Origin of the sequence: Candidatus Accumulibacter sp. ACC007, assembly GCF_907163205.1 — a bacterium.
Taxonomy (GTDB): domain Bacteria; phylum Pseudomonadota; class Gammaproteobacteria; order Burkholderiales; family Rhodocyclaceae; genus Accumulibacter; species Accumulibacter regalis.
Map to the genome: position 1 here is coordinate 99,635 of NZ_CAJQUD010000005.1, position 26,408 is coordinate 126,042.

General features: G+C 62.4%; 25 protein-coding genes and 1 tRNA gene. 10 read left to right on the forward strand and 16 right to left on the reverse strand.

Annotated features, from left to right (window positions below; translation table 11 throughout):
- The first annotated feature begins 31 nt into the window (after positions 1 to 31).
- Positions 32 to 520, forward strand: coding sequence for a YchJ family metal-binding protein (locus QZ634_RS13495; protein ID WP_366145400.1), 489 nt, complete (start codon positions 32 to 34; stop codon positions 518 to 520).
- Complete coding sequence (locus QZ634_RS13500) at positions 517 to 1,293, forward strand: pseudouridine synthase (protein ID WP_291989171.1); 777 nt, start codon at positions 517 to 519, stop codon at positions 1,291 to 1,293. The genes QZ634_RS13495 and QZ634_RS13500 overlap by 4 nt, the downstream gene beginning before the upstream one ends.
- A 22-nt stretch (positions 1,294 to 1,315) precedes the next feature.
- Here QZ634_RS13500 and QZ634_RS13505 read toward each other — a convergent pair whose 3' ends face one another.
- Together QZ634_RS13505 and QZ634_RS13510 are read right to left on the reverse strand one after the other, a co-directional pair.
- Positions 1,316 to 2,299, reverse strand: coding sequence for a CapA family protein (locus QZ634_RS13505; RefSeq protein ID WP_291989173.1), 984 nt, complete (start codon positions 2,297 to 2,299; stop codon positions 1,316 to 1,318).
- Entirely contained in the window at positions 2,296 to 2,724 is a 429-nt protein-coding gene (locus QZ634_RS13510) for a hypothetical protein (RefSeq protein ID WP_291989175.1), read from the reverse strand. Before QZ634_RS13510 ends, QZ634_RS13505 begins: the two co-directional genes overlap by 4 nt.
- Positions 2,725 to 2,928: 204 nt before the next feature.
- On the opposite strand from QZ634_RS13510, the gene QZ634_RS13515 reads away from it, so the two are divergent.
- Positions 2,929 to 3,438: an OmpA family protein gene (locus tag QZ634_RS13515; RefSeq protein ID WP_291989177.1), complete on the forward strand. Its 510-nt coding sequence runs from the start codon at positions 2,929 to 2,931 to the stop codon at positions 3,436 to 3,438.
- Between the two features lie 157 nt (positions 3,439 to 3,595).
- Here QZ634_RS13515 and QZ634_RS13520 read toward each other — a convergent pair whose 3' ends face one another.
- Both QZ634_RS13520 and icmF read right to left on the reverse strand, forming a co-directional pair.
- Complete coding sequence (locus tag QZ634_RS13520; RefSeq protein ID WP_291989179.1) at positions 3,596 to 4,897, reverse strand: acetyl-CoA hydrolase/transferase C-terminal domain-containing protein; 1,302 nt, start codon at positions 4,895 to 4,897, stop codon at positions 3,596 to 3,598.
- A gap of 151 nt (positions 4,898 to 5,048) precedes the next feature.
- The gene (gene icmF / locus QZ634_RS13525) at positions 5,049 to 8,318 is read right to left on the reverse strand and encodes a fused isobutyryl-CoA mutase/GTPase IcmF (protein ID WP_291989182.1); all 3,270 of its coding nucleotides are present in this window, start codon (positions 8,316 to 8,318) and stop codon (positions 5,049 to 5,051) included.
- Between the two features lie 168 nt (positions 8,319 to 8,486).
- Between icmF and QZ634_RS13530 the strand changes: the two genes are divergently transcribed.
- Positions 8,487 to 9,632, forward strand: a complete 1,146-nt coding sequence (locus QZ634_RS13530) for an AraC family transcriptional regulator (RefSeq protein WP_291989184.1) — start codon at positions 8,487 to 8,489, stop codon at positions 9,630 to 9,632.
- Positions 9,633 to 9,733: 101 nt separating this feature from the next.
- Here the strand turns inward: QZ634_RS13530 and QZ634_RS13535 are convergent, their stop codons facing one another.
- A complete protein-coding gene (locus QZ634_RS13535) occupies positions 9,734 to 11,044 on the reverse strand; it encodes a GNAT family N-acetyltransferase (protein WP_291989186.1) in 1,311 nt (436 codons plus the stop codon).
- Positions 11,045 to 11,475: 431 nt separating this feature from the next.
- Positions 11,476 to 12,489 carry an NAD(P)-dependent alcohol dehydrogenase gene (locus QZ634_RS13540; RefSeq protein WP_291989188.1) on the reverse strand — a complete coding sequence of 338 codons (1,014 nt, stop codon included), beginning with the start codon at positions 12,487 to 12,489 and terminating at the stop codon, positions 11,476 to 11,478.
- A 264-nt stretch (positions 12,490 to 12,753) separates the two neighbouring features.
- Here QZ634_RS13540 and QZ634_RS13545 point away from each other — a divergent pair, with 264 nt between their 5' ends.
- The 6 genes from QZ634_RS13545 to QZ634_RS13570 all read left to right on the forward strand — a co-directional run bounded on the left by QZ634_RS13545 (position 12,754) and on the right by QZ634_RS13570 (position 19,182).
- Positions 12,754 to 13,692, forward strand: a complete 939-nt coding sequence (locus tag QZ634_RS13545; RefSeq protein WP_291989190.1) for a M23 family metallopeptidase — start codon at positions 12,754 to 12,756, stop codon at positions 13,690 to 13,692.
- Between the two features lie 15 nt (positions 13,693 to 13,707).
- Entirely contained in the window at positions 13,708 to 15,150 is a 1,443-nt protein-coding gene (locus QZ634_RS13550; RefSeq protein WP_291989192.1) for a cytochrome c, read from the forward strand.
- 319 nt (positions 15,151 to 15,469) lie between these two features.
- Complete coding sequence (locus tag QZ634_RS13555) at positions 15,470 to 16,645, forward strand: patatin-like phospholipase family protein (RefSeq protein ID WP_291989194.1); 1,176 nt, start codon at positions 15,470 to 15,472, stop codon at positions 16,643 to 16,645.
- Between the two features lie 299 nt (positions 16,646 to 16,944).
- Positions 16,945 to 18,243: a citrate synthase gene (gltA, locus tag QZ634_RS13560; protein WP_291989196.1), complete on the forward strand. Its 1,299-nt coding sequence runs from the start codon at positions 16,945 to 16,947 to the stop codon at positions 18,241 to 18,243.
- A gap of 329 nt (positions 18,244 to 18,572) precedes the next feature.
- Positions 18,573 to 18,647 (forward strand) — tRNA-Val (locus tag QZ634_RS13565).
- Between the two features lie 244 nt (positions 18,648 to 18,891).
- Entirely contained in the window at positions 18,892 to 19,182 is a 291-nt protein-coding gene (locus tag QZ634_RS13570; RefSeq protein ID WP_291989198.1) for a DUF3579 domain-containing protein, read from the forward strand.
- Positions 19,183 to 19,269: 87 nt separating this feature from the next.
- On the opposite strand, the gene murA is transcribed toward QZ634_RS13570, so the two are convergent.
- The 10 genes from murA to QZ634_RS13620 form a co-directional block, all read right to left on the reverse strand.
- Positions 19,270 to 20,541: a UDP-N-acetylglucosamine 1-carboxyvinyltransferase gene (gene murA / locus QZ634_RS13575; RefSeq protein WP_291989200.1), complete on the reverse strand. Its 1,272-nt coding sequence runs from the start codon at positions 20,539 to 20,541 to the stop codon at positions 19,270 to 19,272.
- Entirely contained in the window at positions 20,534 to 20,779 is a 246-nt protein-coding gene (locus QZ634_RS13580; protein WP_043569639.1) for a BolA/IbaG family iron-sulfur metabolism protein, read from the reverse strand. Before QZ634_RS13580 ends, murA begins: the two co-directional genes overlap by 8 nt.
- A gap of 3 nt (positions 20,780 to 20,782) precedes the next feature.
- Complete coding sequence (locus tag QZ634_RS13585) at positions 20,783 to 21,535, reverse strand: ABC transporter permease (protein ID WP_291989202.1); 753 nt, start codon at positions 21,533 to 21,535, stop codon at positions 20,783 to 20,785.
- A complete protein-coding gene (locus QZ634_RS13590; protein ID WP_291989204.1) occupies positions 21,532 to 22,455 on the reverse strand; it encodes an ABC transporter ATP-binding protein in 924 nt (307 codons plus the stop codon). The genes QZ634_RS13585 and QZ634_RS13590 overlap by 4 nt, the downstream gene beginning before the upstream one ends.
- A gap of 35 nt (positions 22,456 to 22,490) precedes the next feature.
- Positions 22,491 to 22,784, reverse strand: a complete 294-nt coding sequence (locus QZ634_RS13595; RefSeq protein ID WP_291989206.1) for an STAS domain-containing protein — start codon at positions 22,782 to 22,784, stop codon at positions 22,491 to 22,493.
- On the reverse strand, positions 22,781 to 23,395 hold the full coding sequence (locus QZ634_RS13600; RefSeq protein ID WP_291989209.1) for a phospholipid-binding protein MlaC: 615 nt from the start codon (positions 23,393 to 23,395) through the stop codon (positions 22,781 to 22,783). The genes QZ634_RS13595 and QZ634_RS13600 overlap by 4 nt, the downstream gene beginning before the upstream one ends.
- A 67-nt stretch (positions 23,396 to 23,462) precedes the next feature.
- On the reverse strand, positions 23,463 to 24,179 hold the full coding sequence (locus QZ634_RS13605) for a VacJ family lipoprotein (RefSeq protein WP_291989211.1): 717 nt from the start codon (positions 24,177 to 24,179) through the stop codon (positions 23,463 to 23,465).
- An 18-nt stretch (positions 24,180 to 24,197) separates the two neighbouring features.
- A complete protein-coding gene (mlaD, locus tag QZ634_RS13610; protein WP_043569650.1) occupies positions 24,198 to 24,665 on the reverse strand; it encodes an outer membrane lipid asymmetry maintenance protein MlaD in 468 nt (155 codons plus the stop codon).
- A complete protein-coding gene (gene mlaE / locus QZ634_RS13615; protein WP_043569652.1) occupies positions 24,665 to 25,480 on the reverse strand; it encodes a lipid asymmetry maintenance ABC transporter permease subunit MlaE in 816 nt (271 codons plus the stop codon). The genes mlaD and mlaE overlap by 1 nt, the downstream gene beginning before the upstream one ends.
- A complete protein-coding gene (locus tag QZ634_RS13620) occupies positions 25,467 to 26,285 on the reverse strand; it encodes an ABC transporter ATP-binding protein (protein WP_043569655.1) in 819 nt (272 codons plus the stop codon). Before QZ634_RS13620 ends, mlaE begins: the two co-directional genes overlap by 14 nt.
- Between the last annotated feature and the right edge of the window lie 123 nt (positions 26,286 to 26,408).

Here is a 26,408-nt window from a genome sequence, read left to right on the forward strand (position 1 = left end):
ACCCATGTCAAGGTCCGCTCGGGAGTCGGCAGTGAGCGAGGCTTCAAGGAGCGCTTGCCCCTGCGGCAGTCGACTCGCGTACGCCGAATGCTGCGGCCCTCTGCACGACGGGGCTGCGGCGCCTGACGCGGCAGCGCTGATGCGCTCGCGCTACAGCGCCTACGTCCTGGCCATCGAAGCCTACCTCCTGGCGACCTGGCATCCGTCGACCCGTCCGGCACGGATCGACCCTGATGGCGCACTGGCGCCGCAGTGGCTTGGGCTGCAAGTGCGCCGCCACGTGACCACCGGACCGGCATCGGCGATCGTCGAGTTTGTCGCCCGCTATTGCGTCGGCGGCCGCGCCCAGCGCCTGCACGAAGTCAGCCACTTCGTGCAGCAAGCCGGCCGCTGGTACTACGTCGACGGCGAGTTCCCGGCGGCAACCGGCGAGTCGTCGGCAGGCAAATCACCGGCAGCCACCATACACGCGGGCCGAAAAGGCAACGCGTCTGCGAAGAGCGCAAGTGGGCGGCAATGACTGAGACTGGCGGCGCCACGCTGCCGATCCTGTATCAGGACCAGCATCTGGTCGCCATCCACAAGCCGGCGGGCTTACTGGTCCATCGCAGCGCCATCGACCGCCGTGAGCGACGCTTTGCGCTGCAGATGCTGCGCGAGCAGCTCGGCCAGCGCGTCTACGCGGTACACCGCCTCGACAAGGGAACCTCCGGGGTCCTTCTGTTCGCGCTCAGCAGCGCGATCGGGCGGTCGTTGAGCAGCTGCTTCGAACAGCGCCAGGTGGGCAAGAACTACCTGGCCGTGGTACGCGGCCATCCGCCGCTCGCCGGCGAAATCGACCATCCCTTGCGTCGTCATATCGACACGTCCGAAGGCGCTCCCGCCGCCGACGCCCCGGCGCAGGACGCGTTCACCCGCTACAGGACGCTGGCAACGGTCGAACTGCCGTACCGCGTCGACCGCTATCCGTCGAGCCGCTACGCCCTGGTCGAGCTCGAGCCGCTGAGCGGACGCCGCCATCAGCTGCGCCGGCATCTCAAACACATCGCGCACCCGATCGTCGGCGATGCCACTCATGGCAAGGGGCGCCACAACCGCCTTTTTCAAACGCTGTTCACTTGCCACCGGCTGCTCCTGGCATGCACCGAGCTGCGCCTGGCGCATCCGGTCAGCGGCGCACCGCTTACCCTGCGCGCGCCGCTGGCGAACGACTTCTACCGCCTGCTGGCGCGCCTCGAATGGACCAGCGCCGTGCCGCCGCAATGGCGACCTGACGCCGAGAAGCAACCCTGAGGAGCGGCCGCCCGGACGACCTTCAGGGATTGCCAACGCACTCCCCAACGATGCTCTCCCCGACACGACCACAGGGAGTCGCAACGCCGGCAATCGGCTGCGGGCTGCCGTCATCGTCCATGTGCGCGGCCAGCGTCTCCCAGGCGACCAGCCCGCTCCTGTCGAGGGTCAGGCGCAGCAGCCAGCCGGTACGCGTGGCGGCGTTGTCGAAGCCATCGAAGACAAAATTTCCCAGGCTGTGGACGATCAACTTGCCGCGATAGTACTCGGCACCCTGGGTGACGTGCGGATGGCCGCCAACGACGACGTCGGCACCGGCGTCGATCATCGTCCGCGCCAGCTGCCGCTGCCGCTCGCTCGGCTGTTCCTCGCGCTCCCAACCCCAGTGCATGAACGGGATCACGAGGTCGGCGCCGGCCGCACGAGCGGCACGGATGTCGGCGACGACATGGCTGTCCTCGCTCCAGGCGATCCCCGGCCAGTCAGCCCCGGCCTCGAAAGAACGCGGCTTGAATTCGTTGTACGCCAGTACGGCGATGCGCAGACCGCCACGCGCTATCCACAGCGGTCGGTGCGCTTCTTCGAGATTGCGGCCACCCCCAAACGCGGCGATCCCCTGCCCGGCAACATGGTCGAGCGTTTCCAGAAAAGCCTGCTGCCCGTAGTCCCCGGAATGATTGTTAGCCACCGCCAGGGCATCGAAGCGACCCTTGAGAACGGCCGCCACGCGCGGAGCGGCGCGAAAGCTGTAGATTTTGCTGTCCAGTGCCTGGCCCTGGGTGGCGATCGGGCATTCGAGGTTACCGATACGGTAGTCGGCATCTTGCAGCTGCGACGCGAATGCGGCCAGCGGATCGCCGCCACGACGGATCAGACTGCCCGGCCCATCGTCGAGCATGATGTCGCCAACGAAGATCAGGCGTACGTTCTGTGCACTGACGGGGTGGACCAGCGTCAGGCCGAGTAGGAGAGCAAGCAGGAAAAGAAGGGGGCGTCTCTCGCTCACGATTGCCGCCCCGCGCCGGACCACTCGCACCAGTAGCGCAATTCACCGTCCCTGAGCGGCTCGTAGACTTGATTGACTCCGGTGAAGCCCCAAGGCGCGGCCTTCATCGTCAGCGGAGGGTAGGCATGCGTGGCCTGGTGGATCGGCGTCGGGCCGATGTCTCTGGCGGCCAGCACATAGACCTTGATCGCCGCCAGATCGGCCGGCTCCTTCTGGAAGACGACGCGAAAAAGGAAATACGAGCCGATCTTCTCCACCGGGACGGCGTAGGGCGAGGCGACCGGCTGCGCCTGCACTAGCCGGGTTTCGCCGCCGTAGGTGACGTGGCAGGAAACGCTTTCGGCCAGCGCAGCCGACACGGGCAGGCCGAGAAGCTGAGAGCCGAGCAGAGCAAGAGCGAAGCGGCGCGGGCAAGAGGCAGGCATGGGAACACGAAGTGGCTGAAAACCCCGTAGTATCGGGAGCGACCAGGGGCCGGTCAAGCGGTGCCTGCACGAAGACGCACCAGGCTACGGCAAGAGCGGTCACGGCGCCGCCTTTTCGCCAGCGCCCCTATCGCACGCGAATCATTGCTAAACTAGCCGGCTCCCGACTTGGGAGTTGTGTCTCGACCTGCCGGTGCATCGCCAATGCCTTCATACCTTCGTCTTCGCCTTCTCTGCTTGGCCGGTGCCGTGTTGCTAAGCGCCTGCGGCACCCTCGACCAACCAGCAGCTGACCCTTCCGCGCGGGTTGCCAAGGCTGCGCGAGAGCCGACGCCGCCTACGCCGGCGCTGCCAAACACCCCCTTTGCCGACGAACCGGCCAAGAGGACGATCTATTTCGCCCTCGGCGAAGCGACGATCAGCCGCGAGGGCATCGAGGTCCTGCGCGAGAACGCCATGCACCTGAAGAATGACCCGCAACTGGTCGTGACGCTGGTCGGCCATACGGACAATCTCGGCAGCGCGGCCTACAATCTAGCGGTCGCCGACAAACGCGCCGAAGCGGCGAGCGACAAACTGCGCTCGCTTGGCGTGCCACGGAACCAACTGCGGCGCTTGCCGCGCGCCAGCGAACAGAGCGGCAAGGAGGCCTGCGACAGCGAAACCTGTCGTCAGAGCATGCGCAAGGTCGAACTGGTGTACGAAAGACGCTGAGTTCCCGATTCGGGCAGCTGCCGTCAGCAGACGGGCCACAGGCTCACGGCGTCAGGTCAGGGCAAGTCCCCAATCACCGACTCTGCGGCAGCCTTGATGTGCGGCTGCCGCAGGACGGCGTGCGGAGCAGACTTGCCGGCGCTACGTGTTGCCGGCGCTAGAGCAATTTCAATTTGCGCGCCGCTTCGCTCAGTTCGCCGCGGAAATCAGGGTGAGCAATGCCGATCAGCGCCTGCGCCCTTTGCTTGGCGCTTTTGCCGCGCAACTGCGCAAGACCGTATTCGGTGACCACGTAGTTGACGTCGTTCTTGCTCGTCGTCACGTGCGCCCCGGTGGTCAGCGTCGGTACGATTCGGGAAATGGTGTCGCCCTTGGCCGTGGCCGGCAGGACGATGAACGACTTGCCGTCTCGTGAGCGGTTGGCTGCGCGCACGAAGTCGACCTGCCCACCGGTACCGGAGTACGACTGCGGACCGAAACTCTCCGAGCAGCACTGGCCAATCAGATCGACCTGCAGCGTGGCGTTGATGGTCACCAGCTTGTCGTTGCGCGCCGCCAGAAACGGATCGTTGGTGTAGTCGACCGGATGCATTTCGAGCATCGGATTGCGATTCATGAAGCGATAGAGCCGCTGCGAACCGAGCGCAAAAGTGGCGACCATCTTGCCGGGCAGGTAGGTCTTCTTGCGATTGGTCACCGCGCCGCACTCGAGCAGCTTGAGGATGCCGTCCCCGATCATCTCGGTGTGGATTCCCAGGTCGTGCTTGTTGACGAGTTGCATGACCACCGCGTCGGGAATGGCGCCGTAACCGATCTGCAGCGTCGACCCGTCCTCGATGATATCGGTCACGTATTCGCCGATCGCCTCCTGCACTTTGCCGATCTGCGGCAGGCCCACTTCGAGTACCGGATCCTCGCTCTCGACGAGACCCGCAATCTGCGAGACATGCACGTGGCAGTTGCCGTTGGTAAACGGGACGTTGGGATTGACCTCGAGGATCACCACCCGGGCGGTACTGATCGCCGCCATGGTGTAGTCGGTGGCCAGGCTGATCGAGAAATAGCCGTGCTCGTCCATTGGCGAGGCCATGGTGAAGACGACGTCGACACGAATCTGTCGATTCTTGATCAGCAACGGCATTTCGGAGAAATAGCTAGGAAGGTAGTCGATCCAGCCTTCCTGACCACCCGCCCGGCTCGCACCGCCATAGAAAAAAGCGAGATGGCGGACGTTGTCGACCGTCTCGGGGTCGAAATAGGCGTATTTGCGAAGCGGCAGAATCTGCGCCACGGTCACCCCGTGAAAACGCTGCCGCTGCTCGGACAGGGCCGTCAACAGGGTCGGTGGCTCGCCGACGCCGGTTGGCACGCTGATCAGATCGCCGTTCTCGACCAGACCCATGGCGTCCGCTGCCGTCATTTTCTTGCTCTGGTAGATACGCTGGTAAATATCCGACATGTTTCATCCCCTCCGTCCTATTGGCCAACAAACCGTATTCCGGCACTAGACGCTACCCGGCTACGCGCATTTTTCTGGATGCCTTGCCTGCCTGCACCAGAGCAGCAGGCGGGGCACGCATAGAGCGCATCCCGCCGACCGGTCCTGCATGCTACATGCTACGACGATATTGGCCACCAACGTCGTAAAGAGCATTGGTGATCTGTCCGAGCGAGCAAACGCGAACGGCGTCGATCAGCACCGCGAAAACGTTGCCGTCTTCGATGACCGTCTGCTGCAGGCGTTCGAGTAGCGCAGCAGACGCCGCGGCGTTGCGCCCCTGGAAGTCGCGTAGGCGATTGAGCTGCGACTGCTTTTCTTCTTCGGTCGAGCGCGCCAGCTCGATTTCGATCTGCGCGTCACCCTTCGGGTTGCGGAAAGTATTGACGCCGACGATGGGGAACGAACCGTCGTGCTTCTTGTGCTCGTAATGTAGCGACTCTTCCTGGATTTTGCCACGCTGATAACCGGTTTCCATGGCCCCGAGAACGCCACCGCGCGAGGCGAGGGCTTCGAACTCCTTGAGCACCGCCTCTTCGACCAGATCGGTCAGCTCGTCGATGATGAACGAGCCCTGATTGGGGTTCTCGTTCATCGCCAGACCCCACTCGCGGTTGATCACCAACTGGATGGCCATGGCGCGGCGAACGGACTCTTCGGTCGGTGTGGTGATCGCTTCGTCGTAGGCGTTGGTGTGCAGCGAGTTGCAGTTGTCGTAGACGGCGATCAGCGCCTGCAGCGTCGTGCGGATGTCGTTGAACGACATTTCCTGCGCGTGCAGCGAACGTCCCGAAGTCTGGATATGGTACTTGAGCTTCTGGCTGCGCTCGCTGGCGCCGTACTTGTTCTTCATTGCCACTGCCCAGATACGACGGGCAACCCGGCCGATCACTGAATACTCGGGGTCCATGCCGTTGCTGAAGAAGAACGACAGGTTCGGCGCGAAGTCGTCGATGTGCATGCCGCGCGCCAGATAGGCCTCGGCGTAGGTGAAACCGTTGGCCAGGGTGAATGCCAGCTGCGAAATCGGGTTGGCACCGGCTTCGGCAATGTGATACCCGGAAATGGATACAGAGTAGAAATTGCGGATGTTGTTATGGACGAAGAACTCCTGGATGTCACCCATCATCTTGAGCGCGAATTCGGTCGAGAAGATGCAGGTATTCTGCCCCTGGTCTTCCTTGAGAATGTCCGCCTGGACGGTGCCGCGAACATTGGCCAGCACCCACTCGCGGATTTTGTCGATCTCGTCTTCGGTCGGCTGGCGGCCGTTTTCGCTCTGGAATTTCTCGATCTGCTGATCGATCGCCGCGTTGAAGAACATCGCCAGGATGATCGGCGCCGGACCGTTGATGGTCAGCGACACCGAAGTCGTCGGCGCGCACAGATCGAAACCGTCGAAGAGCACTTTCATGTCGTCGAGGGTGGCGATCGAGACGCCGGAATTCCCGACCTTTCCGTAGATGTCCGGCCGGGCGTCGGGGTCGCAGCCGTAGAGCGTGACCGAGTCGAAGGCGGTCGACAGACGCTTCGCGGGCATTCCCTCGGAGACGCGCTTGAAGCGACGATTGGTGCGGAAAGCGTCGCCTTCGCCGGCGAACATGCGCGTCGGATCCTCGTTCTCGCGCTTGAAGGCGAAGACGCCGGCGGTGAATGGGAACGAGCCGGGAACGTTCTCGCGCATCAGGAAGCGCAGCACTTCACCGTCGTCCTTGTAGGTCGGCAGCGAAACCTTGCGAATGCGCGACCCGGATAGCGAGGTGCTGGTCAGGCGCGTACGTTTCTCCTTGTCGCGGATCCTGACGACGTACTCGTCCTGCGCGTACAGCTCGACGGTTTTCGGCCACATGTCGAGAAGCTTCCTGGCGCGCGCGTCGAGCTGCCCGTCTTTCCATTCGATCAGTTCGTCGAAATCGCCACCTGCTGGTTTACCGCGGGCCTGAAAGAGGTCCTTGGCGGTGCGCAGCGACTGCCGCTCGCGGGCCAGCTCGGCCTGTTCGGCGGTGTGTGCGTGGTAAGCACGCACGGTGTCGGCAATCTCGGCCAGGTAGCGCACGCGCTGAGCCGGGACAATCGCGCGCTGGTTGGACGATTGCCGAACGCCGACCGGCGGCAGCTTGCCCTTCTTGAGCGGCAGACCGAGATCGCGCAGGCGCGGCAGCATCGCCTGATACAGCGCGGTGACACCGTCGTCGTTGAAGCGCGCAGCCATGGTGCCGAAGACCGGCATCTCCTCGCTACGCTGACCGAAGGCCTCGTGGTTGCGCTGATACTGCTTGCGCACGTCGCGCAGCGCGTCCTCGGAGCCCTTGCGATCGAACTTGTTGATGGCCACGAAATCGGCGAAATCGAGCATGTCGATCTTCTCCAGCTGCGACGCGGCACCGAACTCCGGCGTCATCACGTACAGCGAGGCGTCGACCAGAGGCACGATCGCCGCATTGCCCTGACCGATCCCCGAGGTTTCGACGATCACCAGATCGAAACCGGCCAGCTTGCAGGCGGCAAGCACCTCGGGCAGGGCGGCGGAAAGCTCGGAGCCCGTCTCGCGCGTCGCCAGCGAGCGCATGTAGATGTTCGCATGTTCGATGGCGTTCATCCGGATGCGGTCGCCGAGCAAGGCACCACCGGTGCGCTTTCGCGAGGGGTCGATGGAGATGATCGCCAGCTTGATGCGGTCGCTCTGGTCGAGCCGGAAGCGGCGCACCAGCTCGTCGGTCAGCGATGACTTGCCAGCGCCGCCGGTACCGGTGATGCCCAGCATCGGGACTTTCAGTCCGGCTGCCGCGTCGACGATCTTCTTGCGCAGCGCTGCGGAATAGACACCGTTCTCCAGCGCCGTGATCACCTGCGCCAGTTGACGGCGATCGCCACCTTTCAGCGTCGTGAGCACCACTTCAGGATCCAGCGGCGCCAGCGCCGCGAGGTCGAAGTCGGAGTGTTCCGCGACGTCATTGATCATTCCCTGCAGGCCCATCGACTGACCGTCTTCCGGCGAATAGATGCGCGCCACGCCGTAGGCATGCAGCTCGTCGATTTCGCTGGGCACGATCACCCCGCCGCCGCCGCCGAAGACCCTGACCTTCTCGCCGCCGCCCGCTTTCAGCAGGTCGATCATGTACTTGAAGAACTCGACGTGGCCGCCCTGGTACGAGGTGATGGCAATTCCCTGCACATCCTCCTGCAAGGCCGCGTTCACGATTTCCTGCACCGAACGGTTGTGACCAAGATGGATCACTTCCGCGCCGGTCCCCTGCAGGATGCGACGCATGATGTTGATCGACGCATCGTGGCCGTCAAACAAGGAAGCTGCGGTAACGAAGCGCAGTTTGTGCTTGGGTTTGTACGGTACAAGCTTCTTGGCAAGCGAAAGATCGGTCATGACGTTTGTGCTCCACGAAAATTGAAGATGTCTCGGTGATCGGGAATTTCACGGGTACATCCATGGTAGGAACTTGACCCCGATAAAGCCATTACCCTACACGCCTTGAACAGTGTAAATCTCGCCAACTTGAAATATGCTGTCAATTCACAGCCTTGCAAGAAGACCATGCCCCACGCTGAGAAGACTGCCAGACATCTGCCGACAAGCACCGCCGCGACCCGCGTGTCCGCCGCCGGCCGCGCGACGGTGGCCATTGCCTTCGTCCGGGGAATGCTGGCCGGTCTGCGGCATGCGGGCTGCCCTACGGCGCCGCTGCTCGAAAGCGCCAACATCACGCCGGCACTGCTCGATGAGCCGAGCGCGCGGATTCCTGTCGACCGCTATGCGACGCTTTACAACCTGATCAACGAGCAACTCGACGACGAAGGCTTCGGGCTTTTCTCGCAGCCCATGCGCTGCGGCGCCTTCGAGTTCCTCTGCCGCAGCACGATCACCGCGCCGACACTGTCCGAGGCCATCGAACGCAGCGTCCGCTTTCTCCGCTTGGTGCTTCCCGACCTCAGCGTCCGCCTCGAGACCACCCACGAGCAGGCCCGCCTGTGCATCACCGAAACTCGCCCGCTGTTGATCGGACGGGTATTCGCCTTCGAATGGCTGCTGCGCCTGCTGCACGGGCTGCTATCCTGGCTGATCGGCCGCGGCATCGTCCTTGACTCGGTGGCCTTTCCCTACCCTCGCCCGCAACACGCCGGCGATTACGCACTGATCTTCACGGCCGACTCGACTTTCGATGCTGCGACGCTGACCGCCAGCTTCGCCGCCAATCTGCTCGACTGGCCGATCCGCCGCGACGAGGCGACCCTGCAGACCTTCCTCACCGGCGCGCCGGGCAAGCTGACGACCCTCTACCGCCGCGACCGCGAAATGGCGCTGCGCGTGCGCAACGCGCTGCGCGATGCACTGCCCGCTTCTCCGTCGCTGGCGGCCATCGCGCATCAACTGCACCTATCGCCACGCACCCTGCATCGTCGGCTCGAAGACGAGGGGTCCAGCTTTCAGGCCACCAAGGACGCCTTGCGGCGAGACCTGGCCATTGACCGTCTGGCCAAGAGCAAGCAGGCGCTGGCCCAGATCGCCGCTGAACTGGGCTTCGCCGACGCCGCGGCCTTTTACCGCGCCTTCGTGCGCTGGACCGGCATGGCGCCAGCGTACTATCGACGGCGGCTGCACGCGGCAACCGGGAATGGGCCAAAAAAACGCCGCCAGGACTCTGCTGCGTCGCCGGTGGCATCGGACGGGGCAGCAGAATAATCGCCCGCCAGCAGATGACCAGGCGCGTCGGCCGCAAGCAGCGGGTAACGTGCAGACAGAAGGGGGTGAGGCAGAATGGCGGGAACGGGAACGGCGCAGCGTCAACGATCGGTCATGAAACGCGTCGCGTTTTCGAGGTCGGCGTGGGTACTACCACTGTACAGGGCATTGACAAATTTTCGCCAGATCAAATCCGGTTCGCCGAGACGGAAACCGTAGACCCCGCCGTCCGACACCCTGTTGGCCGCAACCTTGATTTGCGAGGTTTCGGCAGGGCCGAGTTGAATCGTGATGTCACCCCAGACGCCAAGCGGAACCGGGACCCGCGCGAGTGCCTGGAAGCCTTCGCGCGAAAGCTGGATGATCTCCAGGCTGATCTTGCTCTCCGCACCGTCTGCCGAAGTAATTGCGAACTTCGCCGGGCAGCGCACCGAAAAGCGCCGATGGCGCAGACGCTCCCTCTCGTCCTGGCTGCTTTCCTCGACAGCGGGCAGCACGGCCTTGTAGGCGGGCAGATTGTAGATCGTGTGCAGCAGGCATTTCCTTTGATCGCTGAGCTCGGCGAAGACGTTCGTACGCACGTTGAAGAAGTGATCGAGCAATTCAGGCGTCAGCACGGGGTCGTTGGTGGTGTAGAAACGACGTTGTGGAAGGCGGATATTGGGCAGATTGACCTGCGTGAAAAATGCGTACAGATTCCGCCTCGGCGGCTTGCTCCCGTAGTACTTCCGGAAGATCTCCTGCGCCGCACGAAGATCCAGCGTCGCACCGACCGCGGGAGCACCATTGACGAAATCATAATTTTCGACGACGTTCTGCGTCAGGCGGCGGAAGAACAACAGTGATTCGTACATCTCGATATGGCGTGGATTGACGGCGATGACGAGATGACGGGTATCGAAAAAGGTCGTGCAATACTCGTACATGAACTTCATCAGCGGAAACAGGATGCTGCCACCCGTGCGGCGGAACTTCCGGTGCACGGCCAGTGCCGAAACCTCGGCAATGTTCCCCGTCTTCTCGCGCACTGCGGTCAGATCGAAAATCCTCTGCAGCGGAAAACCCAGCACGCTCTCCCGGATCAGGGACAGCGTGCCAACCACCTGCCCATCATACTTCGCGCACAAGGTCGTCGTCGTCGGCAGGGCGTGGTAGAGGGTGACGCGCATTCCGGACGGATCCGGGGTCATGAAGCCACTACCGACATAGGCATCGTGCAGCAGGGTAAAGCAGGCTTCGAGCTCCTCCTGAGTGTCGGCGATCTTCAATACCAGCCGCTCACTTGGCGCGGGATCGCAATCGACGAAGTTGCGATAGACAGCGAAACGCCTCTTCTTGGGGAGGACGTTGAACAGCTTTCTCAAGGTCCCGTGCAGTAGTTTCCGTACCGGCAAGACTAGTTTTCTGAACATCACCACCCCCTGTGCACCACGACGGTCGGAAGCACCCGCGACCCGGCTGCGGGTAGACACGCGCTCGCCGTTGCATCGACAAAGCGACAGCATGGCACTGCGCTGACAACATTGTCGCTGTGCATCTTATCAAAGGCGGCTCCGTCTTTGCCGCTTGTTCGATGGCTTGTGCACAAGCCATCGCAGCAGCAGTTCACCGGCGTATTACAGCCGAAAAGCATTCCCACCGAACCATCGTCGAGCAAACGGCAAGATGACGCAACGTCAGACTACCGTAGCTGAAGCCCTGCGGCCAGCAATTCCGGCCGCGCAAAGCCAGCGCGTACCGAGGCGACGCAGCTTCCGGCGGACGGCAAGCGCCTGCGGAGGGCGGCAGTGCGCTCCTGGCATGCGCCGCACACGCCATGCGTGAAGTGGCCACTCGCGGCCCTTCAGTGCCGGATGCAAACCTTTCCAAAGTGTGCGCCGCTCTTGAGGTAGGCCAGCGCCTCCTTGAGTTCTTCGAAGGCAAAGACGCGATCGACCACCGGCTGCAGCCGATGCTGGTCGATGGCGCGCAGCATCGCCTCGAAGTCGTCTCGGGAACCCACCGTAATGCCTTGCAGACGTACCAGGCGGGTGACCACCAGCCCCAGCGGCGCCGCCAGACTCGAACCGGACAACACACCAATCATCGACAAGGTCCCGCCCGGACGGATGCAGCGTAGCGACTGCGGCAAGGTTTTTTCGCCGCCGAGCTCGACGATGTGGTCGAAACCGCGGCCAGCGGTGAGGGCGCGCGCCGGCTTCGCCCATTCGGGGGTCGTCGTATAGTTGATACCCGCGTCCGCGCCGAGCGCCTCAGCGCGTTCGAGCTTGGCGTCGCTCGACGAGATCACCGTCACGTGGGCGCCGAGCAATTTCGCGAACTGCAGGGCGAAAATCGCCACCCCGCCGGTCCCCTGCACAAGGACCCGCGACCCCGGACCGAGGGCGTCGTGGCTGACGATTGCGCTCCAGGCGGTGAGCGCCGCGCAGGGCAGTGTCGCCGCCTCTGCGTCGCTGAGATGCTCTGGCACCTTGACCATTCCGTCTTCGGGTAGGCAGACCATATCGGCCATCATCCCGTCAACCGGGCCACCCAACGTCTGCGTCATCCGCTCAAGGTCAGGCGCGCCGGCGATCCAGCCTTGATGAAAGCACGGGCAGGCGCGATCGCCAACCGCGACACGAGTCACCCCGGCACCCAGCTCGACGACTTCTCCAACGCCGTCGGAAACGGGAATCAACGGCAGCACGCCGGTGAAGGCGCCGTAGCCCCGATTCGGAACGACCAGGTCGCGGTAGTTCAACGAGGCCGCCTTGATGCGCAGCAGGACCTGTCCCGGACCAGGCCGGGGATCCGGTCGGCTGGCCATCTGCAAGCGATCCATGCCCCAGTCGTCCTGGATCTGAAAGACTCTCATGCCGTTGATCCTCCTGCTATGGTCGTTGCCTAGGTGTGCGCGCGGGTGCGCCGAAAGAGCAGCCGGCCAGCCACGAAAGTATATTTGGCCCAATCAATCGCGGTCAATCGCAATGACCGATCCAGGAAATGCTCAGCGCTTGCCGATTGGTGAGCATTCGTAGGCACAGTGAGCTTTTCTGGTCCAGCCAGCGACCTCGGCAGGCGGCAGCCACGGGTGGCTGCGCTATCATCGGCGTCGACGAGGATTTCCGGGGATGTCGCGTTGAAAAGGATCCTGCTCATCTTCCTGGCCGTGTTCTGCAACCTGCAGCCGATTGCCGCTCGGGAGAACTACCCCTTTGCCGTGGAGACGAGGAAGGAAGGCAATGGCCACCGTATCGTCGCTCGCAACAACGGCGCGGCAGCAGTCTCGCTCAGGATTTCTCTCGCCAATTCGCGCAATGCCGCCGCAGATCGCTTATTTCCGCTCTACGTCGTGCTTCCCCCGGAAAGCGGAAGCGTCCCTCTGGCGCGCATTCGACCAGCGGTGACCGGGACGGGCTACAGTTTCCGCACGGAAAGTGCGTGGCTGCTCGGCGATTACCATGCACGACAGAGCGCCGGCGCGATCTATCGCCTGCCCTACGCGAACGGACTGGCCTTCCACATTGGCCAGGCGCCCGGCGGCCCGCTGAGCACGCACGGCACACCCGACAGCGAGTACGCGGTCGATATCGGCATGCCCGAGCGCACGCCCGTGCTCGCTGCGCGCGATGGGATAGTGGTCTACACCGAGGCCAGGCAGAGCTATGGCGGGCGGCACCCCGACCTGATCAGCAGGGCCAACGCAGTGCGCATACAGCACAGCGACGGGACCATCGCCCTCTACGCGCACCTGGCCCATGGTGGGGTGAGCGTTTACCCCGGACAACGGGTCAAGGCCGGAATGCAGATCGGCCTGTCCGGCTCTACGGGCTATTCCTCCGGGCCACACCTTCATTTCGCTGTACAAACGGTGTTGCGCGCGGGTGATCGCTTGACGGCGATCTCGCTACCCTTCAACTTCTACGTCGGCGATCCGCCAGCGGTATTCGCGCCACGGTTTGGCATGTTCGCCGCAGCGCAGTACTCTTCCCCGGGTCGAGTGCCGATCACCGTTCCAGTGCGTTACGGGACCCGCCTACGCCACCCGGAAGCTGCCGGGCGCGAACAACAGAAATAGTCGTGAGGACGAAGCATGAGTCGAAGGAAGACAAAGCACTATCTGATTTCCGCACTTGTCCTGCTCCTCGTCTTCGTCGGCTGGCAGTTGTTCCGCGGCGGCAAGCAAGACTTCGCGAACGAGCTCGATCGCTTCAAATACGGCTCACTGGGCGCTGAACTGGTCGCCGGCATTCCCTATCCGATCTTTCGCGCCTTGCCGCAGGTCTTCCCCGATCTGCTCGAACGCCACGCCAGCCTGGGACCGGGCGCCGACAGATCCGGGGGCGCGGCTTACGATGCGTTCGGACTCGCAGTAGAAGCCGACCGCCCCCTGCCGATCGGCTTCTCCATCAAGCGCCTGGGCGTAGAGCGTGTCACCATCAATTGCGCGCTATGCCACACGACGACCTATCGCCTCACCCCGGATGAGGCGCCGCGCCACGCTCACGGCGGCCCCGGACACACGGTCAACATTCAGGGTTGGCTGCGCTTCCTGTTTGCCGCTGCGCACGACCCGCGCTTCACTGCTTCCGGAATGTTGCCGATTATTGAACAGCAATCGACGCTGGACTTGAGCGAAAGGGCAATGTATGCAGCGCTGTGGATCCCGCTGACGCGCCTGGCGCTGCGCATCGCCGGCGATCAGCTCTCCTGGATGGAAGAAAAACCTGCCTGGGGGCCGGGACGCGACGACGCTTTCAACCTGCCGAAATTCGTCCTCACCCAAGCCCCCTGGGACGATACCGTCGGCAATACCGATTTCCCCGCGCTGTGGCGGCTCGGCGAACGCAGCGGACATCTCTTGCACTCCGGCGGCGAGGCGCGTAGCGTCACCGCCGTGATCGCCAGTTCCATGCTCGGCACCGGCGCCCTGCCCTGGGGAGGATTTGACGCCCGCAATCGCTGGCTCGAAAGCTTTCTGAGCGCTCTCGCGCCGCCACCGTTCCCGGCCCCGACCGACCCTGCGTTGACCGCACGCGGCGGCGAGGTGTTCGCCAGCCATTGCGCCGGCTGTCACGGCAGCGGTGGCGAACGCACCGGACAGGCAATCCCAGTCATGGAAGTCGGCACCGATCCGGAGCACGTGCTGACTTTCCAGGCCGGCGACGCCCAGCGCATGAATCGTGTGACCGCGACGCTTGGCATGGACAACGCCGAACTGCAAGGCGCAGAAGGCTATGTGGCGCGCCCGCTGGTGGGTATATGGTTGCTTGCGCCCTACCTGCACAACGGTTCGGTGCCGACGCTGCAAGATCTGTTGGCGCCGCCGGCGCAGCGCCCGACCGTATTCTATCGGGGCTACGACGTGCTCGACACGACCAAGGTGGGATTCGTCGCCAGTGGTGACGCAGCGCAAGCGAACGGCTTCCGTTTCGACACCCGCCAGCGCGGCAACGGCAACGGCGGCCATCGCTACGGCATCGAACTGGCAGCGCCGGACAAGCAAGCCCTGCTAGAATTTCTCAAGACCCTCTAGTGGAGCGACGGCGGCGGTGAGGCGCCCCGCTGGCCGCCGCGGCAGCGCCGCGTGGCAAAGGCCACGGCATGGTGAGTATCGGTGGCGAACCCTGTACCGCTGCTGGCTCGCTGATTCAGCACCCGCTCAAAAGGATCAAATGACCAATTCCTTCTTCTACCCTCTGCGTCTTTCAGGCGTGCTCGCGCTTTCCCTGCCGCTGCTTTCTGCCTGCGTGTCGTACGGGAAGATCAGCAACGCACCCATCGCCGAGGTCGAGCCGTCTGCAAGATACTCGATGACGCAAGCGGTGCATTCCGGTCGTTCCGATGACGCGACAATGATCCTGGCGTTTTCAGGCGGCGGCACGCGCGCTGCCGCGCTGGCGTATGGCGTTCTGCAAGCGCTACGCGATACCCGCGTCACGCTCGATGGCCGCTCACAACGACTGCTGGACAAGATCGACATCATCAGCTCAGTCTCCGGTGGCAGTTTCACGGCCGCTTATCTAGGCTTGTACGGTGACAGGATTTTCACGGACTTCGAGAACGACTTTCTGCGCCGCAACATCTCCATTGAACTGATGCAAGGACTCCTGGATCCAGCGCTGCTGCTCTCCGAACGTGGGCGTACCGAGATGGCAGCCAATTATTACGATGGCAACGTCTTCAAGGGCGCAACCTTTGCTGATCTGCAGAGCCGGGACGGGCCGCTGATCGTGATCAATGCCACCGACCTCGGTCGAGGAGTGCGCTTTTCCTTCCTGCAGGATTATTTTGATCTGCTGTGCTCGGACCTTTCTTCGTTCCCAATTGCCAGTGCGGTCACCGCGTCATCGGCGGTGCCGGTTCTGTTCCATCCGCTGGTGCTCGAGAATCGCCAAGGCTGTAACGATCGCGCGCAGAACTTTCTCAGCGGCTTGCAACACCTTGCAAGCCGCTCAGCGCAGCTGTCGCAGGTGGTCGACGGACTCAACAGCTACACGCTCAAGGACCAGCGCCGCTATATTCACCTGGTCGACGGCGGCATTACCGACAACCTGGGGCTGCTGGCCATCTACGAGATGATCGAGCTGGCCGGGGGCGCAACCAAGTTGCTCGACTCGCTTGGCGGCGCCCCGCCACGACGTTTCGTTGTCATCTCGGTGAACGCCTCCACCTCACCGCAATACGGAATGGAACTGACAACCGCAGCTCCGTCGATGGCCGACACGGTCAATCTGGTGACTGACATCCAGCTTCATCGCACCAACGCCGCAACGATGACACTGCTGCGCAGCAGCATCGAGCGTTGGGCAGCAGACCTATCAACGCCGGAGCAGGCGGTCGAATCGTATTTCGTCGAAATTGATTTCAAGAGCATTAGACAGGCCGAGCGACGACGCTTCCTGAACCAGATCCCAACGAGCTTTGCCTTGAAAAAAGAGCAGGTCGATGGACTCATCGCGGCGGGTCGCGAGTTGCTCCTCAGCAACGCAGAATTTCAACGCCTGATCAGCGACCTCGAAAGGCAGTGAGCGAGCCAACTCGCGCTACCGATGGCCACGCCGCCCGGAGCAGGGGTTGGCGACATCTGCTGGTGGGCCGGCGAGGGCTTTCTGGCCGGAACTGCGGTACACTTGCTGGCCAAGACCGTCATCCGGACAAGTCGTCTGATTGCCGATCGCCACCCCGCCAGGGGCGGAAAATGTTCCAAGTGAGCGCAGGTGAAGGTGCCGAGTCCGTGGGCCTTGGCAAGCATCAACCGGGAGCGTTACGACTGTCCCGTCTTCCACCTGCACGTCGTGATGTCGAGTATCTGAAGGGGAATTGAGTGATGAGCAGCGAACATAAGGCGACTTTGACCATTACCGGCGAACCTCCGGTGCACTTTCCGATTCTGACGCCAACGCACGGCAACGAATGTGTAGATATTCGTACACTCGGCGGCAACACCGATCGTTTCGGGTACGACTCCGGCTTCGAGTCGACGGCCAGTTGCAAATCGAGCATTACCTACGTTGACGGCGCCAAGGGTGAGCTCCTTTATCGAGGCTATCCGATCGAGCAACTCACCGAGCACTGCGACTTCCTTGAGGTTGCTTATCTGCTGAAGAACGGCGAACTGCCGAATGCCGAGCAGAAGGCAGGCTTTGCGGCGACGATCACGAAGCACACTCCCGTACATAACCAGATGGTGAACTTCTACCATGGCTTTCGCCGCGACGCGCATACCATGCCGGTGATGGTTGGGGTTGTCGGCGCGCTGTCAGCCTTTCATCGCGAAGCTGCCGACTTTTCCGATGTCGAGCAGCGCAGTCTTACCATTCATCGGATCATTGCCAAGATGCCGACGTTGGCGGCCATGGCCTACAAGTACACCATGGGTCATCCGCCGATAAGCCCACGCGCCGACCTCGATTACGCGGCCAACTTCGTGAACATGATGTTTGCCAATCCGGCCGAGAAGTTCAAGCTCAACCCGGTTCTGATGCGGGCATTCGACCGGCTTCTGATCCTGCACGCCGACCACGCTCAGGACGCTTCAACCTCGACGGTACGCATGGCGGGCTCGTCCGGGGCCAACCCCTTCGCCTGTATTTCTGCCGCGATTGCCTGCCTGTCGGGTCGCGAGCACGGTGGCGCCAGCGAAGCCTGTCTGGCAATGCTTGAGGAAGTCGGCGATGTGCGGAAAGTCGCGGCGATGATCAGCCGCTCGAGAATCGAGAGCGACCGTTCCAAGGTCACCGGCTTTGGTCTCTACGTTTACCGAAATTTCGACCCGCGTGCAAAGCTGATGCGCAGACTGTGCACCGAAGTGCTGACAGAACTCGGTCTCGAAAATGATCCACTGTTCAAGCTGGCCATAGAACTCGACAGGATAGCCCTCGAAGACCCTTACTTCGTCGAGAACAAGCTCTATCCGAACGTCGATTTCTACTCGGGAATCCTGCAGAAAGCGCTTGGTCTGCCCGCTTCGATGTTTGCCTGCATCGTTGCCGTGGCGCGCACCGCCGGCTGGATGGCGCAGTGGGAAGAGATGCGCGCCGATCCGGAATACAAGATTGCCCGTCCGCGCCAGCTCTACGTCGGCCCGACACGGCGCGACGTGCCTGCCGCATCGGCGCGGGTCTGAGCGCGGCGGCAGACTGCGCATCCCCGACGGCTGGCTGAGCTTGCGTGTACGCTACCTGCGCTGACCCGTCGCCCGCAACCACGACCGTACCGACTTCCAACCGCTGCTGCTGCGCAGGCGACACGGTCGATTGACCCGTCTATCGACTTGTGATCTAATCCCGCCTGCTGTCGGCTTGGCGCCTGAACGCGGCGAGGTCGGACAGGCTGAATGGCTAGGTTGGGGCAGGCAATTGCATTCCTTCCGGCGCAAATCGGACGAGATTGATGCGCAGGGGATCGCAGCTGAGCCGGCCTCCGCAGCGCGGACCATCCACGAAACAACAAGCTGGGCGATTAACTCAGGGGTAGAGTGCCACCTTCACACGGTGGAAGTCAGTGGTTCGATCCCACTATCGCCCACCATCCGCAAGCGACGCTCCTCGGCTAAGCGGGCCTCTCGCGGCAACAACAAGCCGCGGCCGGGCCCCCGAGATACCAGCGCAAGCCGTGTTTGCCCTCCGCGGCGCATCACGTTGCCTACCGAGAGCGGCAAGCGCCGCCTTGCAGACGCCTTTCTGGTAGAATCGGGCCGTCGCTGCCTTTTCCAGCCGTTCAACGACGATCCGCGCATGATTCGCGGCTTCTCTTGTTACGATCTCACCCAGATATGACCACTTCGTCGCACGCCTCGTTCACTATCGTCGGGCTGACTACCGCCGGCAAGAAGTTCCGTCCAAGCGATTGGGCAGAGAGACTCTGCGGAGTTCTGTCGGCTTTTGGCGCCGAGAAGCGAATGAGGTATTCGCCGTACGTCGGCCCGCGGAGCTACAAAGGTGAAAAGGCTGTTTTCGTCGACGGTAGCCTGTACGAAGTGGAACCCATGGCCTATCGTTTCGTCCTGAATTTCGCCCAGGACAACGACCTGCAACTGATTGAAGGCCCATCGCCCGCTCGCTGAAGGCCGGGGTAGTTGGTGGTAGTGTAGTGGCCAGCGCACCCTGGCCACTTTGGCCCACCGCGTTCCTCTGCCTTGCTGCTGGCTTTGTCAGCTGATCCGTCGAACGCGCGCGCCAAGCTGACCGAGTTTCTCCTCGATGCGTTCGTAGCCACGGTCAAGGTGATAGATGCGTTCGATCTTCGTCTCGCCTTGCGCCACCAGGCCGGCGATGACCAGACTGGCCGAGGCGCGCAGATCGGTGGCCATTACGGTCGCCCCGTCGAGGTGGTCGACGCCGGTAACCATGGCGTTGCTGGCATCGATCTTGATGTCCGCACCCAGGCGAATCAACTCCACGGCGTGCATGAATCGGTTCTCGAAGATCGTCTCTCGGATCACCGACGACCCTTCGGCGACACAGTTGATGGCCATGAACTGGGCCTGCATGTCCGTCGGAAAAGCCGGGTAAGGCGACGTGCGGATGCTCACCGCCTTGAGTCGCGGCGGCGCCTGCAGGGTGATCGCTGTGCGTTCGCTGAGCACCTCGCAGCCGGCGTCGAACAGCTTGTCGACCACTGCATCGAGATAAGCCGCCGAGGTATTGGTCAGACGAACGTGGCCGCCGGTCGCCGCGGCAGCACACAGATAGGTTCCGGTCTCGATACGGTCGGCCATGATGGCGTGTGTCGCTCCGTGCAGACGTTCGACGCCCTGAATGCGGATCTTGTCGGTGCCGGCACCGGCAATCCGCGCGCCCATCGAGACCAGGCAATTGGCCAGATCGACGACCTCGGGTTCGCGTGCCGCATTCTCGATGACCGTTTCCCCCTTGGCCAATACCGCGGCCATCATCAGATTCTCGGTCCCGGTGACGGTGACCATGTCGGTAAAAATACGCGCGCCGGCCAGGCCGCGCTGCCCGGCTTTGGCGCCGGCCGTGGCATGGATGTAGCCATGCTCGACGCGTAGCTGTGCGCCCATTGCCTGCAACCCCTTGATGTGCTGCTCGACCGGCCGCGCGCCGATTGCGCAGCCACCGGGCAAGGAGACCCGCGCCTCGCCGTGGCGCGCGACCAGCGGGCCGAGGACCAGGATCGCCGCACGCATCGTCTTGACCATGTCGTAAGGGGCAAGCGGGTTGTCGAGCCCGCGACTATTCAGGACCAGCCCATCGACACCCAGGTCCTCAACCTCGACGCCCATCTGTACAAGCAGGCGCAACATCGTCGCGATGTCTTTCAGCCGGGGAACGTTGGTCAGATGCAGCGGTTCGGAAGAAAGCAGGCTGGCGCAGAGAATCGGAAGGGCGGCGTTCTTGGCGCCGGAGATGGCGATTTCGCCGGAAAGTGGGATGCCACCCTCGATCAGCAGCTTATCCACGCGTTGCACCCCACTCTTCGGGCGTTTGCGTTTTCATCGACAGCGCGTGCAGTTGGCCGCTGTCGAAGTGCTGACGTAGCACTTCATTCACCGCTTGTTGTCGTTGCACACGGTTCTTGCCGATGAACTCGGCGCTGACGATCAGCGCTTCGAAATGGTGGCCATCGCCGGCAACTTCCAGATGCGCGCAGGCAATGCCTTCGGCGATGATGGCTTGGACTTGTTCAGGGTGCATCATGAGTCAGGACCTCAGTTTGTAGCCGCTCCTGAGCAGCGCCAGCGTCGCCGCCGAGACCAGCAGGAGACTTGCGGTGACCACTACCAGGCTGTTTTCCGGAGCCACGTCGGAGACGCCGAAAAAGCCGAAGCGAAAGCCGTCGATCATATAGAACACGGGATTGAAACGAGAAACCAGCTGCCAGAACTCGGGCAGCGAATGAATCGAGTAGAAGACGCCGGAGAGCATGGTCAGCGGCATGATCAGAAAGTTCTGAAAACCCGCCAACTGGTCGAACTTGTCGGCCCAGATGCCGGCGATCATCCCCAGCGTTCCCATGATCCCGCCACCGAGGACGATGAACACGAGAATCCATTGCGGGGCAACGAAAGTCAGCGGTGCCAGCCACATGGTCACCAGCAGCACCCCGACCCCGACCATCACGCCGCGCAGCATCGCTGCAACGACATAGGCGAGAAAAAACTCGACGTAGGAGATCGGCGGCAGTAGAACGAACACGACGCTGCCGGTGACTTTCGACTGGATCAGGCTCGACGAGCTGTTGGCGAAGGCGTTCTGCAGGGCCGACATGATCACCAGCCCGGGAATCAGAAAGGCGCCGTACGGCACGCCGTGGACCTGCACATGCGACTCCAGTACGTGCGAGAAGATGAGCAGGTAGAGCAACGCAGTCAGTACCGGTGCGCCGACGGTCTGGAAGCTGACTTTCCAGAAACGCAGCAGCTCCTTGTAGAGCAGGGTCCGAAAACCACTCAACACGGCGCCTCCTCCTTGCCGGCAGGGCCTTGCATGACGCCAAGGAAGACGTCCTCGAGGTCGGGTTGCGTCAAGCGCATTTCTTCGATCACGCAGCCGCCGACACGCAACCCTGCGAGCAGCGGTTCCAGCTCGTCGAGACCGGCGAGCTGGAATGTCCAGGTGCCGCCGCTTTCGCTCGCGCGCATGCGCATCACGGGCGGCAGTTGCACCGGCCCCGCCAGGCGCAGGTTAAGCGTCTGGCCCGAGAAGCGCGCGAGCAGGTTGCGCGTCGTGTCCAGGGCCACCACCCGTCCCGCTTTGAGCATCGCGATCCGGGCGCACAGGGCTTCGGCTTCCTCGAGATAGTGCGTGGTCAGGATGACCGTGTGGCCGTCGTGATTGAGGCGGCGGATGAATTGCCACAAACCCTGGCGCAACTCGACATCGACGCCGGCGGTAGGTTCGTCGAGGACGATCACCGGCGGCCTGTGCACCAGCGCCTGCGCCACGAGAACGCGCCGCTTCATGCCGCCGGACAAGCGGCGCATATTGGTGTCCGCCTTGGCGGTCAGATCAAGGTTGGCGAGAATCTCGTCGATCCAGTCATCATTGCGACGAATGCCGAAGTAGCCGGACTGAATGCGCAAGGTTTCACGGACCGAAAAGAAGGGGTCAAAAACCAGCTCCTGCGGCACCACCCCAAGCCGGCGTCTGGCTTCGCGATAATCGCTGACCACGTCGTGGCCCATCACCGTCAGCTGGCCGGCGTCGGGGCGGACGAGACCGGCGAGGCACGAGATCAGGGTCGTCTTGCCGGCACCGTTCGGGCCGAGCAGACCGAAGAACTCACCTTCGGCGATCTGCAGCGAAACACCGGCAAGCGCACGCAGCGAACCAAAGCGCTTTTCCACCCGAGAAATGGCGACAGCGACGCTCATGGCATCGGGAACGGCATCGAAACCAACTCGCCCGTTCAGGCGAGGGGAAGCAGTTCGGAGACGCCGTACAGCGCTGCCAGGCTGATCAAGCTTGCTGGCGGATTGACGACGCGCAACTTCACGGCACGCTCCGCCGCCTTGCGCTGCCAGGCAAAAAGGGTCGCCAGGGCTGACGAATCGACCTCGGCAACCCCGGCCAGATCAAGCAGCACGCTCGCCGAGCGTTGGGCAGAGTTCAAGGCGCGGCGCCCGGCCTCGTAAAGCGCGCGCGCGTTGGCGATGACCATCGGCGCAGTGACGCGCAGCCCGCCTTCCGCTTGCTCGATCACGAGTTGCTGGTTTCCAGCTGCGTGTTGCGCTCGCTGAGCATCTGGATCAGGCCATCGATTCCCTTGTTGCGGACTTCCTGGGCAAAGGAGCCTCGATAGTTGGTGACCAGGCTGACACCGGCGACGATGACATCGTAAACCTTCCAACCGTCGCCCTGTTTCTCGAGCGCGTAACTGAGCTGCACCGGCTTGCTGCCTGGCTGGACGATCTCGGTCTTGATCACCACGTCAGTCTCGGCAGCGTCGATCTTGCTCGGGCGATAGGTGATGGTCTGGTCCTTGTACGAGGTCAGCGCGTTCGAGTAGGTGCGTACCAGCAGCTTCTTGAACTCTTCCGCCAAGCGCTTCTTCTGCTCGGGCGTCGCCTTGCTCCAGTTGCGTCCGACGGCCAGGGCAGTCATGCGGTGGAAATCGAAATACGGCAGGACCTTGGTCTCGACAAGTTTGATCGCCTTTCTGGTGTCACCGCTTTGAATGTCCTTGTCCTGGCGAACGATGGTCAGAACGTCATCGGTGACCTTCTGGACCAGTGCGTCAGGCGACCCTTGCTGCGCCCCCGCGTTGCCGGACAGGACCGTCAGGGCGAATAACAACGAAAACAGATATTTCATGGCATCTTTCCGTGCAATAGAGGATTCGACCCCGCGCAGGCGGGTTGGCATTAGCCTGCGCGGTCGATCAGTAGTCAAGTGGAATGCGTGGCGGGTCGCCGTCGAAGATCTCGTTGCGCCGGTGCTGCAGGTAGGCATCCCTGATGTACGAGTATTTGTCGAACGCCGCCTCTTCGATCACCTTGTCGGTGGGCAGGACGCTGGCGCGCAAATCAACGTAACGGACGGCAACCAGGCTGTTGCGCAAGGGTATGTTGTCCACGCGCCAGACCGGATCGTAATAGGTGTCGACCATCCAGCCGAAGGTGTCGCGAGTGGTGCGCGGACCGATGATCGGCCAGTAGAAGTAAGGCCCGTCCGGGACCCCCCACTTGCCGAGCGTCTGGCCGAATTCCTCGGAGTGCTTGGTCAGACCCATTTCGCTGGCCACATCGAAGACGCCGCCAATGCCGATGGTGCTGTTGATCAGCACCCGACCGACATCCGAAAGAGCGTCGCCTCCCTTGCCCTGCAGAAGATTATTGATCGCTGTCCACGAGTCCCAGATGTTACCGAAAAAGTTGCCCACCCCGACTTTTACCGGCAGCGGAGTCACCGCGTCGTAGCCTTGGGCAACCGGTTTGATGGCCACCGTGTCGAGGCCTTCATTGACGGCGAACATGGCGCGGTTGAAACCCTCGAAGGGGTCCGCCGGATCATTGTGCGTGCTTGCGCAGCCACTGGCGACGGTGATGGCCGTTGCACAGACGTACGCCGATAGACGCCTTGAAAGCTGTGGTTTCACGATCTTCCTTTCTATCTGCTATTCGCTCGGAGCTTCTGAAGCCTTGCTGAACATGAACTGACTGATCAGGCTTTCCAGAACTACCGCCGACTGCGTTTTCGAGATGACATCGTTCGCGGCCAGCATTTTTTCGTCACCGCCCGGGTCAAGCCCGACGTACTGTTCACCGAGCAGACCAGCGGTCAGGATCAAGGCAAACGTATCTTTCGGAAAGCGATAACGCTCGTCAATATTGAATGTCACCACCGCTTCGTACTCACTGGGATCGAAATGGATGTCGACCACCCGCCCAACGACGACACCGGCGCTCTTTACCGGCGCCCTGACTTTCAGGCCGCCGATGTTAGCAAACTTGGCCGTCACCGGGTACGTTTCGGCGAAATTTCCGGCCGACAGATTGCCGACCTTGAGTGCCAGAAAGAGCATGCCAGCCAGCCCCACGGCAACAAAAATTCCGACCCACAGGTCGAGCAACTTGCGACTCATCAAGCCTCCCGGAACATGAACGAGGTTAGTACGAAGTCGAGGGCCAGGATTGCCAGTGCCGACTGGACGACGGTGCTCTTGATCGAACTGGAAACACCTTCTGCGGTCGGTACGGCATCGTAGCCCTCGAAGACTGCAATCAACGAAACGGCGACACCGAAGACGAAGCTCTTGATGATGCCGCTCCAGATGTCATAGCGAAAATCGACCGAAGCCTGCATCTGCGACCAGAAGGCACCTTCATCGACGCCAATGAAGACTACCCCGATCAGGTAGCCACCAAAGACACCGGCGGTCGAGAACAGGGCGGCCAGCAAGGGCATCGAGATGACCCCGCCCCAGAACCGCGGCGCCACGACGCGGGCAATCGGATTTACGGCCATCATATCCATCGCGGTCAGCTGCTCGGTGGCCTTCATCAGGCCGATTTCGGCGGTGATCGAAGAACCGGCGCGCGAAGCGAAAAGCAGGGCAGCGACGACCGGGCCAAGTTCGCGCACCAGCGACAGCGCCACGAGGACCCCGAGCGCCTCGGCCGAACCGTAGCGTTGCAGGGTCTCGTAGCCCTGCATGCCCAGCACCATGCCGATGAACAGCCCCGAAACCATGATGATCAGCAGCGACTGGAAGCCGGAAAAGTAGAGTTCCCGGATGGTCAGGTGCAGGCGCCGGAATGATTGCCCGGAGAGCAGCAGGAGCATGACAAAAAAGCGCGCAGCGAAGCCGAGTCGCTGCAGCGCGTCGTTGACGCGGTGTCCCAGACGGGTGACTCCCGAGAGCACCGAAGCGCGACTGTTCTGCCTAGGATTGCTCATACGCGTCTTTCGCCAGCAGTTCGCGATCGAGCGGCTCTGCCGGATAGTGGAAGGGAACCGGTCCGTCCGCCTGCGCGAAAACGAACTGGTGAACAAAGGGGTGTTGCGAAGCGCGGATTTCGTCGGGCGTACCCAGGGCGACCACTTTTCCGTCCGACATGAAGTAGATGTAATCGACGATCTGCAGGGATTCCTGAATGTCGTGGGTGACCATGATCGATGTCGCGCCAAGCGCATCGTTGAGCTTGCGAATCAGTTGTCCGATGACTCCGAGCGAGATCGGATCGAGACCGGCAAAGGGTTCATCGTACATGATCAGCATCGGATCAAGGGCAATCGCCCGTGCCAGCGCCACCCGCCTGGCCATGCCGCCAGAGAGTTCAGCGGGCATCAGCCGGCTGGCGCCGCGCAAGCCGACGGCATTGAGCTTGAGCAGCACCATGTCGCGAATCAGATCTTCGGGCAGGTCGGTGTGCTCGCGCATCTGATAGGCGACGTTATCGAACACCGAGATATCGGTGAATAGGGCACCGAACTGAAACAGCATCCCCATGCGCCGGCGCAGGGCGTAGAGTTCGTCGGCGCGCAACTCGGGTACCGACCGACCGTCGACGAGAACGTCGCCGCGACTGGGCTTGAGCTGGCCGCCGATCAGCCGGAGCAGGGTCGTCTTGCCGCAACCCGAACCACCCATGATGGCGACGACCTTCCCGCGCGGGATCTGCATGCTGATGCCCTTGAGGATCGGTCGATCGTCGTAGGCGAAATCAAGATCCTTGATCTCGACAAGATTATCGTCAGACACTTCTGCATCCTGAGACGAAAAAAAGCCGATTATAACGGATAGCCAGAGGAGGCCGCGTGAATTGCTTGGCGCCCGGTGCAATGGTGGAACAATGACGTGTTAGGCTATCCCGAAACGACCGCC

What these genes read in the sequence shown, in the direction of transcription:
- mlaE (WP_043569652.1), bottom strand. Translation starts at nt 25,480, where the DNA reads ATGAGCAATCCTAGGCAGAACAGTCGCGCTTCGGTGCTCTCGGGAGTC.
- QZ634_RS13520 (WP_291989179.1), bottom strand. Translation starts at nt 4,897, where the DNA reads ATGTCGGATATTTACCAGCGTATCTACCAGAGCAAGAAAATGACGGCA.
- icmF (WP_291989182.1), bottom strand. Translation starts at nt 8,318, where the DNA reads ATGACCGATCTTTCGCTTGCCAAGAAGCTTGTACCGTACAAACCCAAG.
- QZ634_RS13600 (WP_291989209.1), bottom strand. Translation starts at nt 23,395, where the DNA reads ATGAAATATCTGTTTTCGTTGTTATTCGCCCTGACGGTCCTGTCCGGC.
- QZ634_RS13555 (WP_291989194.1), top strand. Translation starts at nt 15,470, where the DNA reads ATGATCCTGGCGTTTTCAGGCGGCGGCACGCGCGCTGCCGCGCTGGCG.
- QZ634_RS13540 (WP_291989188.1), bottom strand. Translation starts at nt 12,489, where the DNA reads ATGAGAGTCTTTCAGATCCAGGACGACTGGGGCATGGATCGCTTGCAG.
- QZ634_RS13510 (WP_291989175.1), bottom strand. Translation starts at nt 2,724, where the DNA reads ATGCCTGCCTCTTGCCCGCGCCGCTTCGCTCTTGCTCTGCTCGGCTCT.
- QZ634_RS13580 (WP_043569639.1), bottom strand. Translation starts at nt 20,779, where the DNA reads ATGATGCACCCTGAACAAGTCCAAGCCATCATCGCCGAAGGCATTGCC.
- QZ634_RS13590 (WP_291989204.1), bottom strand. Translation starts at nt 22,455, where the DNA reads ATGAGCGTCGCTGTCGCCATTTCTCGGGTGGAAAAGCGCTTTGGTTCG.
- QZ634_RS13530 (WP_291989184.1), top strand. Translation starts at nt 8,487, where the DNA reads ATGCCCCACGCTGAGAAGACTGCCAGACATCTGCCGACAAGCACCGCC.
- QZ634_RS13500 (WP_291989171.1), top strand. Translation starts at nt 517, where the DNA reads ATGACTGAGACTGGCGGCGCCACGCTGCCGATCCTGTATCAGGACCAG.
- gltA (WP_291989196.1), top strand. Translation starts at nt 16,945, where the DNA reads ATGAGCAGCGAACATAAGGCGACTTTGACCATTACCGGCGAACCTCCG.
- QZ634_RS13515 (WP_291989177.1), top strand. Translation starts at nt 2,929, where the DNA reads ATGCCTTCATACCTTCGTCTTCGCCTTCTCTGCTTGGCCGGTGCCGTG.
- mlaD (WP_043569650.1), bottom strand. Translation starts at nt 24,665, where the DNA reads ATGAGTCGCAAGTTGCTCGACCTGTGGGTCGGAATTTTTGTTGCCGTG.
- QZ634_RS13535 (WP_291989186.1), bottom strand. Translation starts at nt 11,044, where the DNA reads ATGTTCAGAAAACTAGTCTTGCCGGTACGGAAACTACTGCACGGGACC.
- QZ634_RS13570 (WP_291989198.1), top strand. Translation starts at nt 18,892, where the DNA reads ATGACCACTTCGTCGCACGCCTCGTTCACTATCGTCGGGCTGACTACC.
- QZ634_RS13550 (WP_291989192.1), top strand. Translation starts at nt 13,708, where the DNA reads ATGAGTCGAAGGAAGACAAAGCACTATCTGATTTCCGCACTTGTCCTG.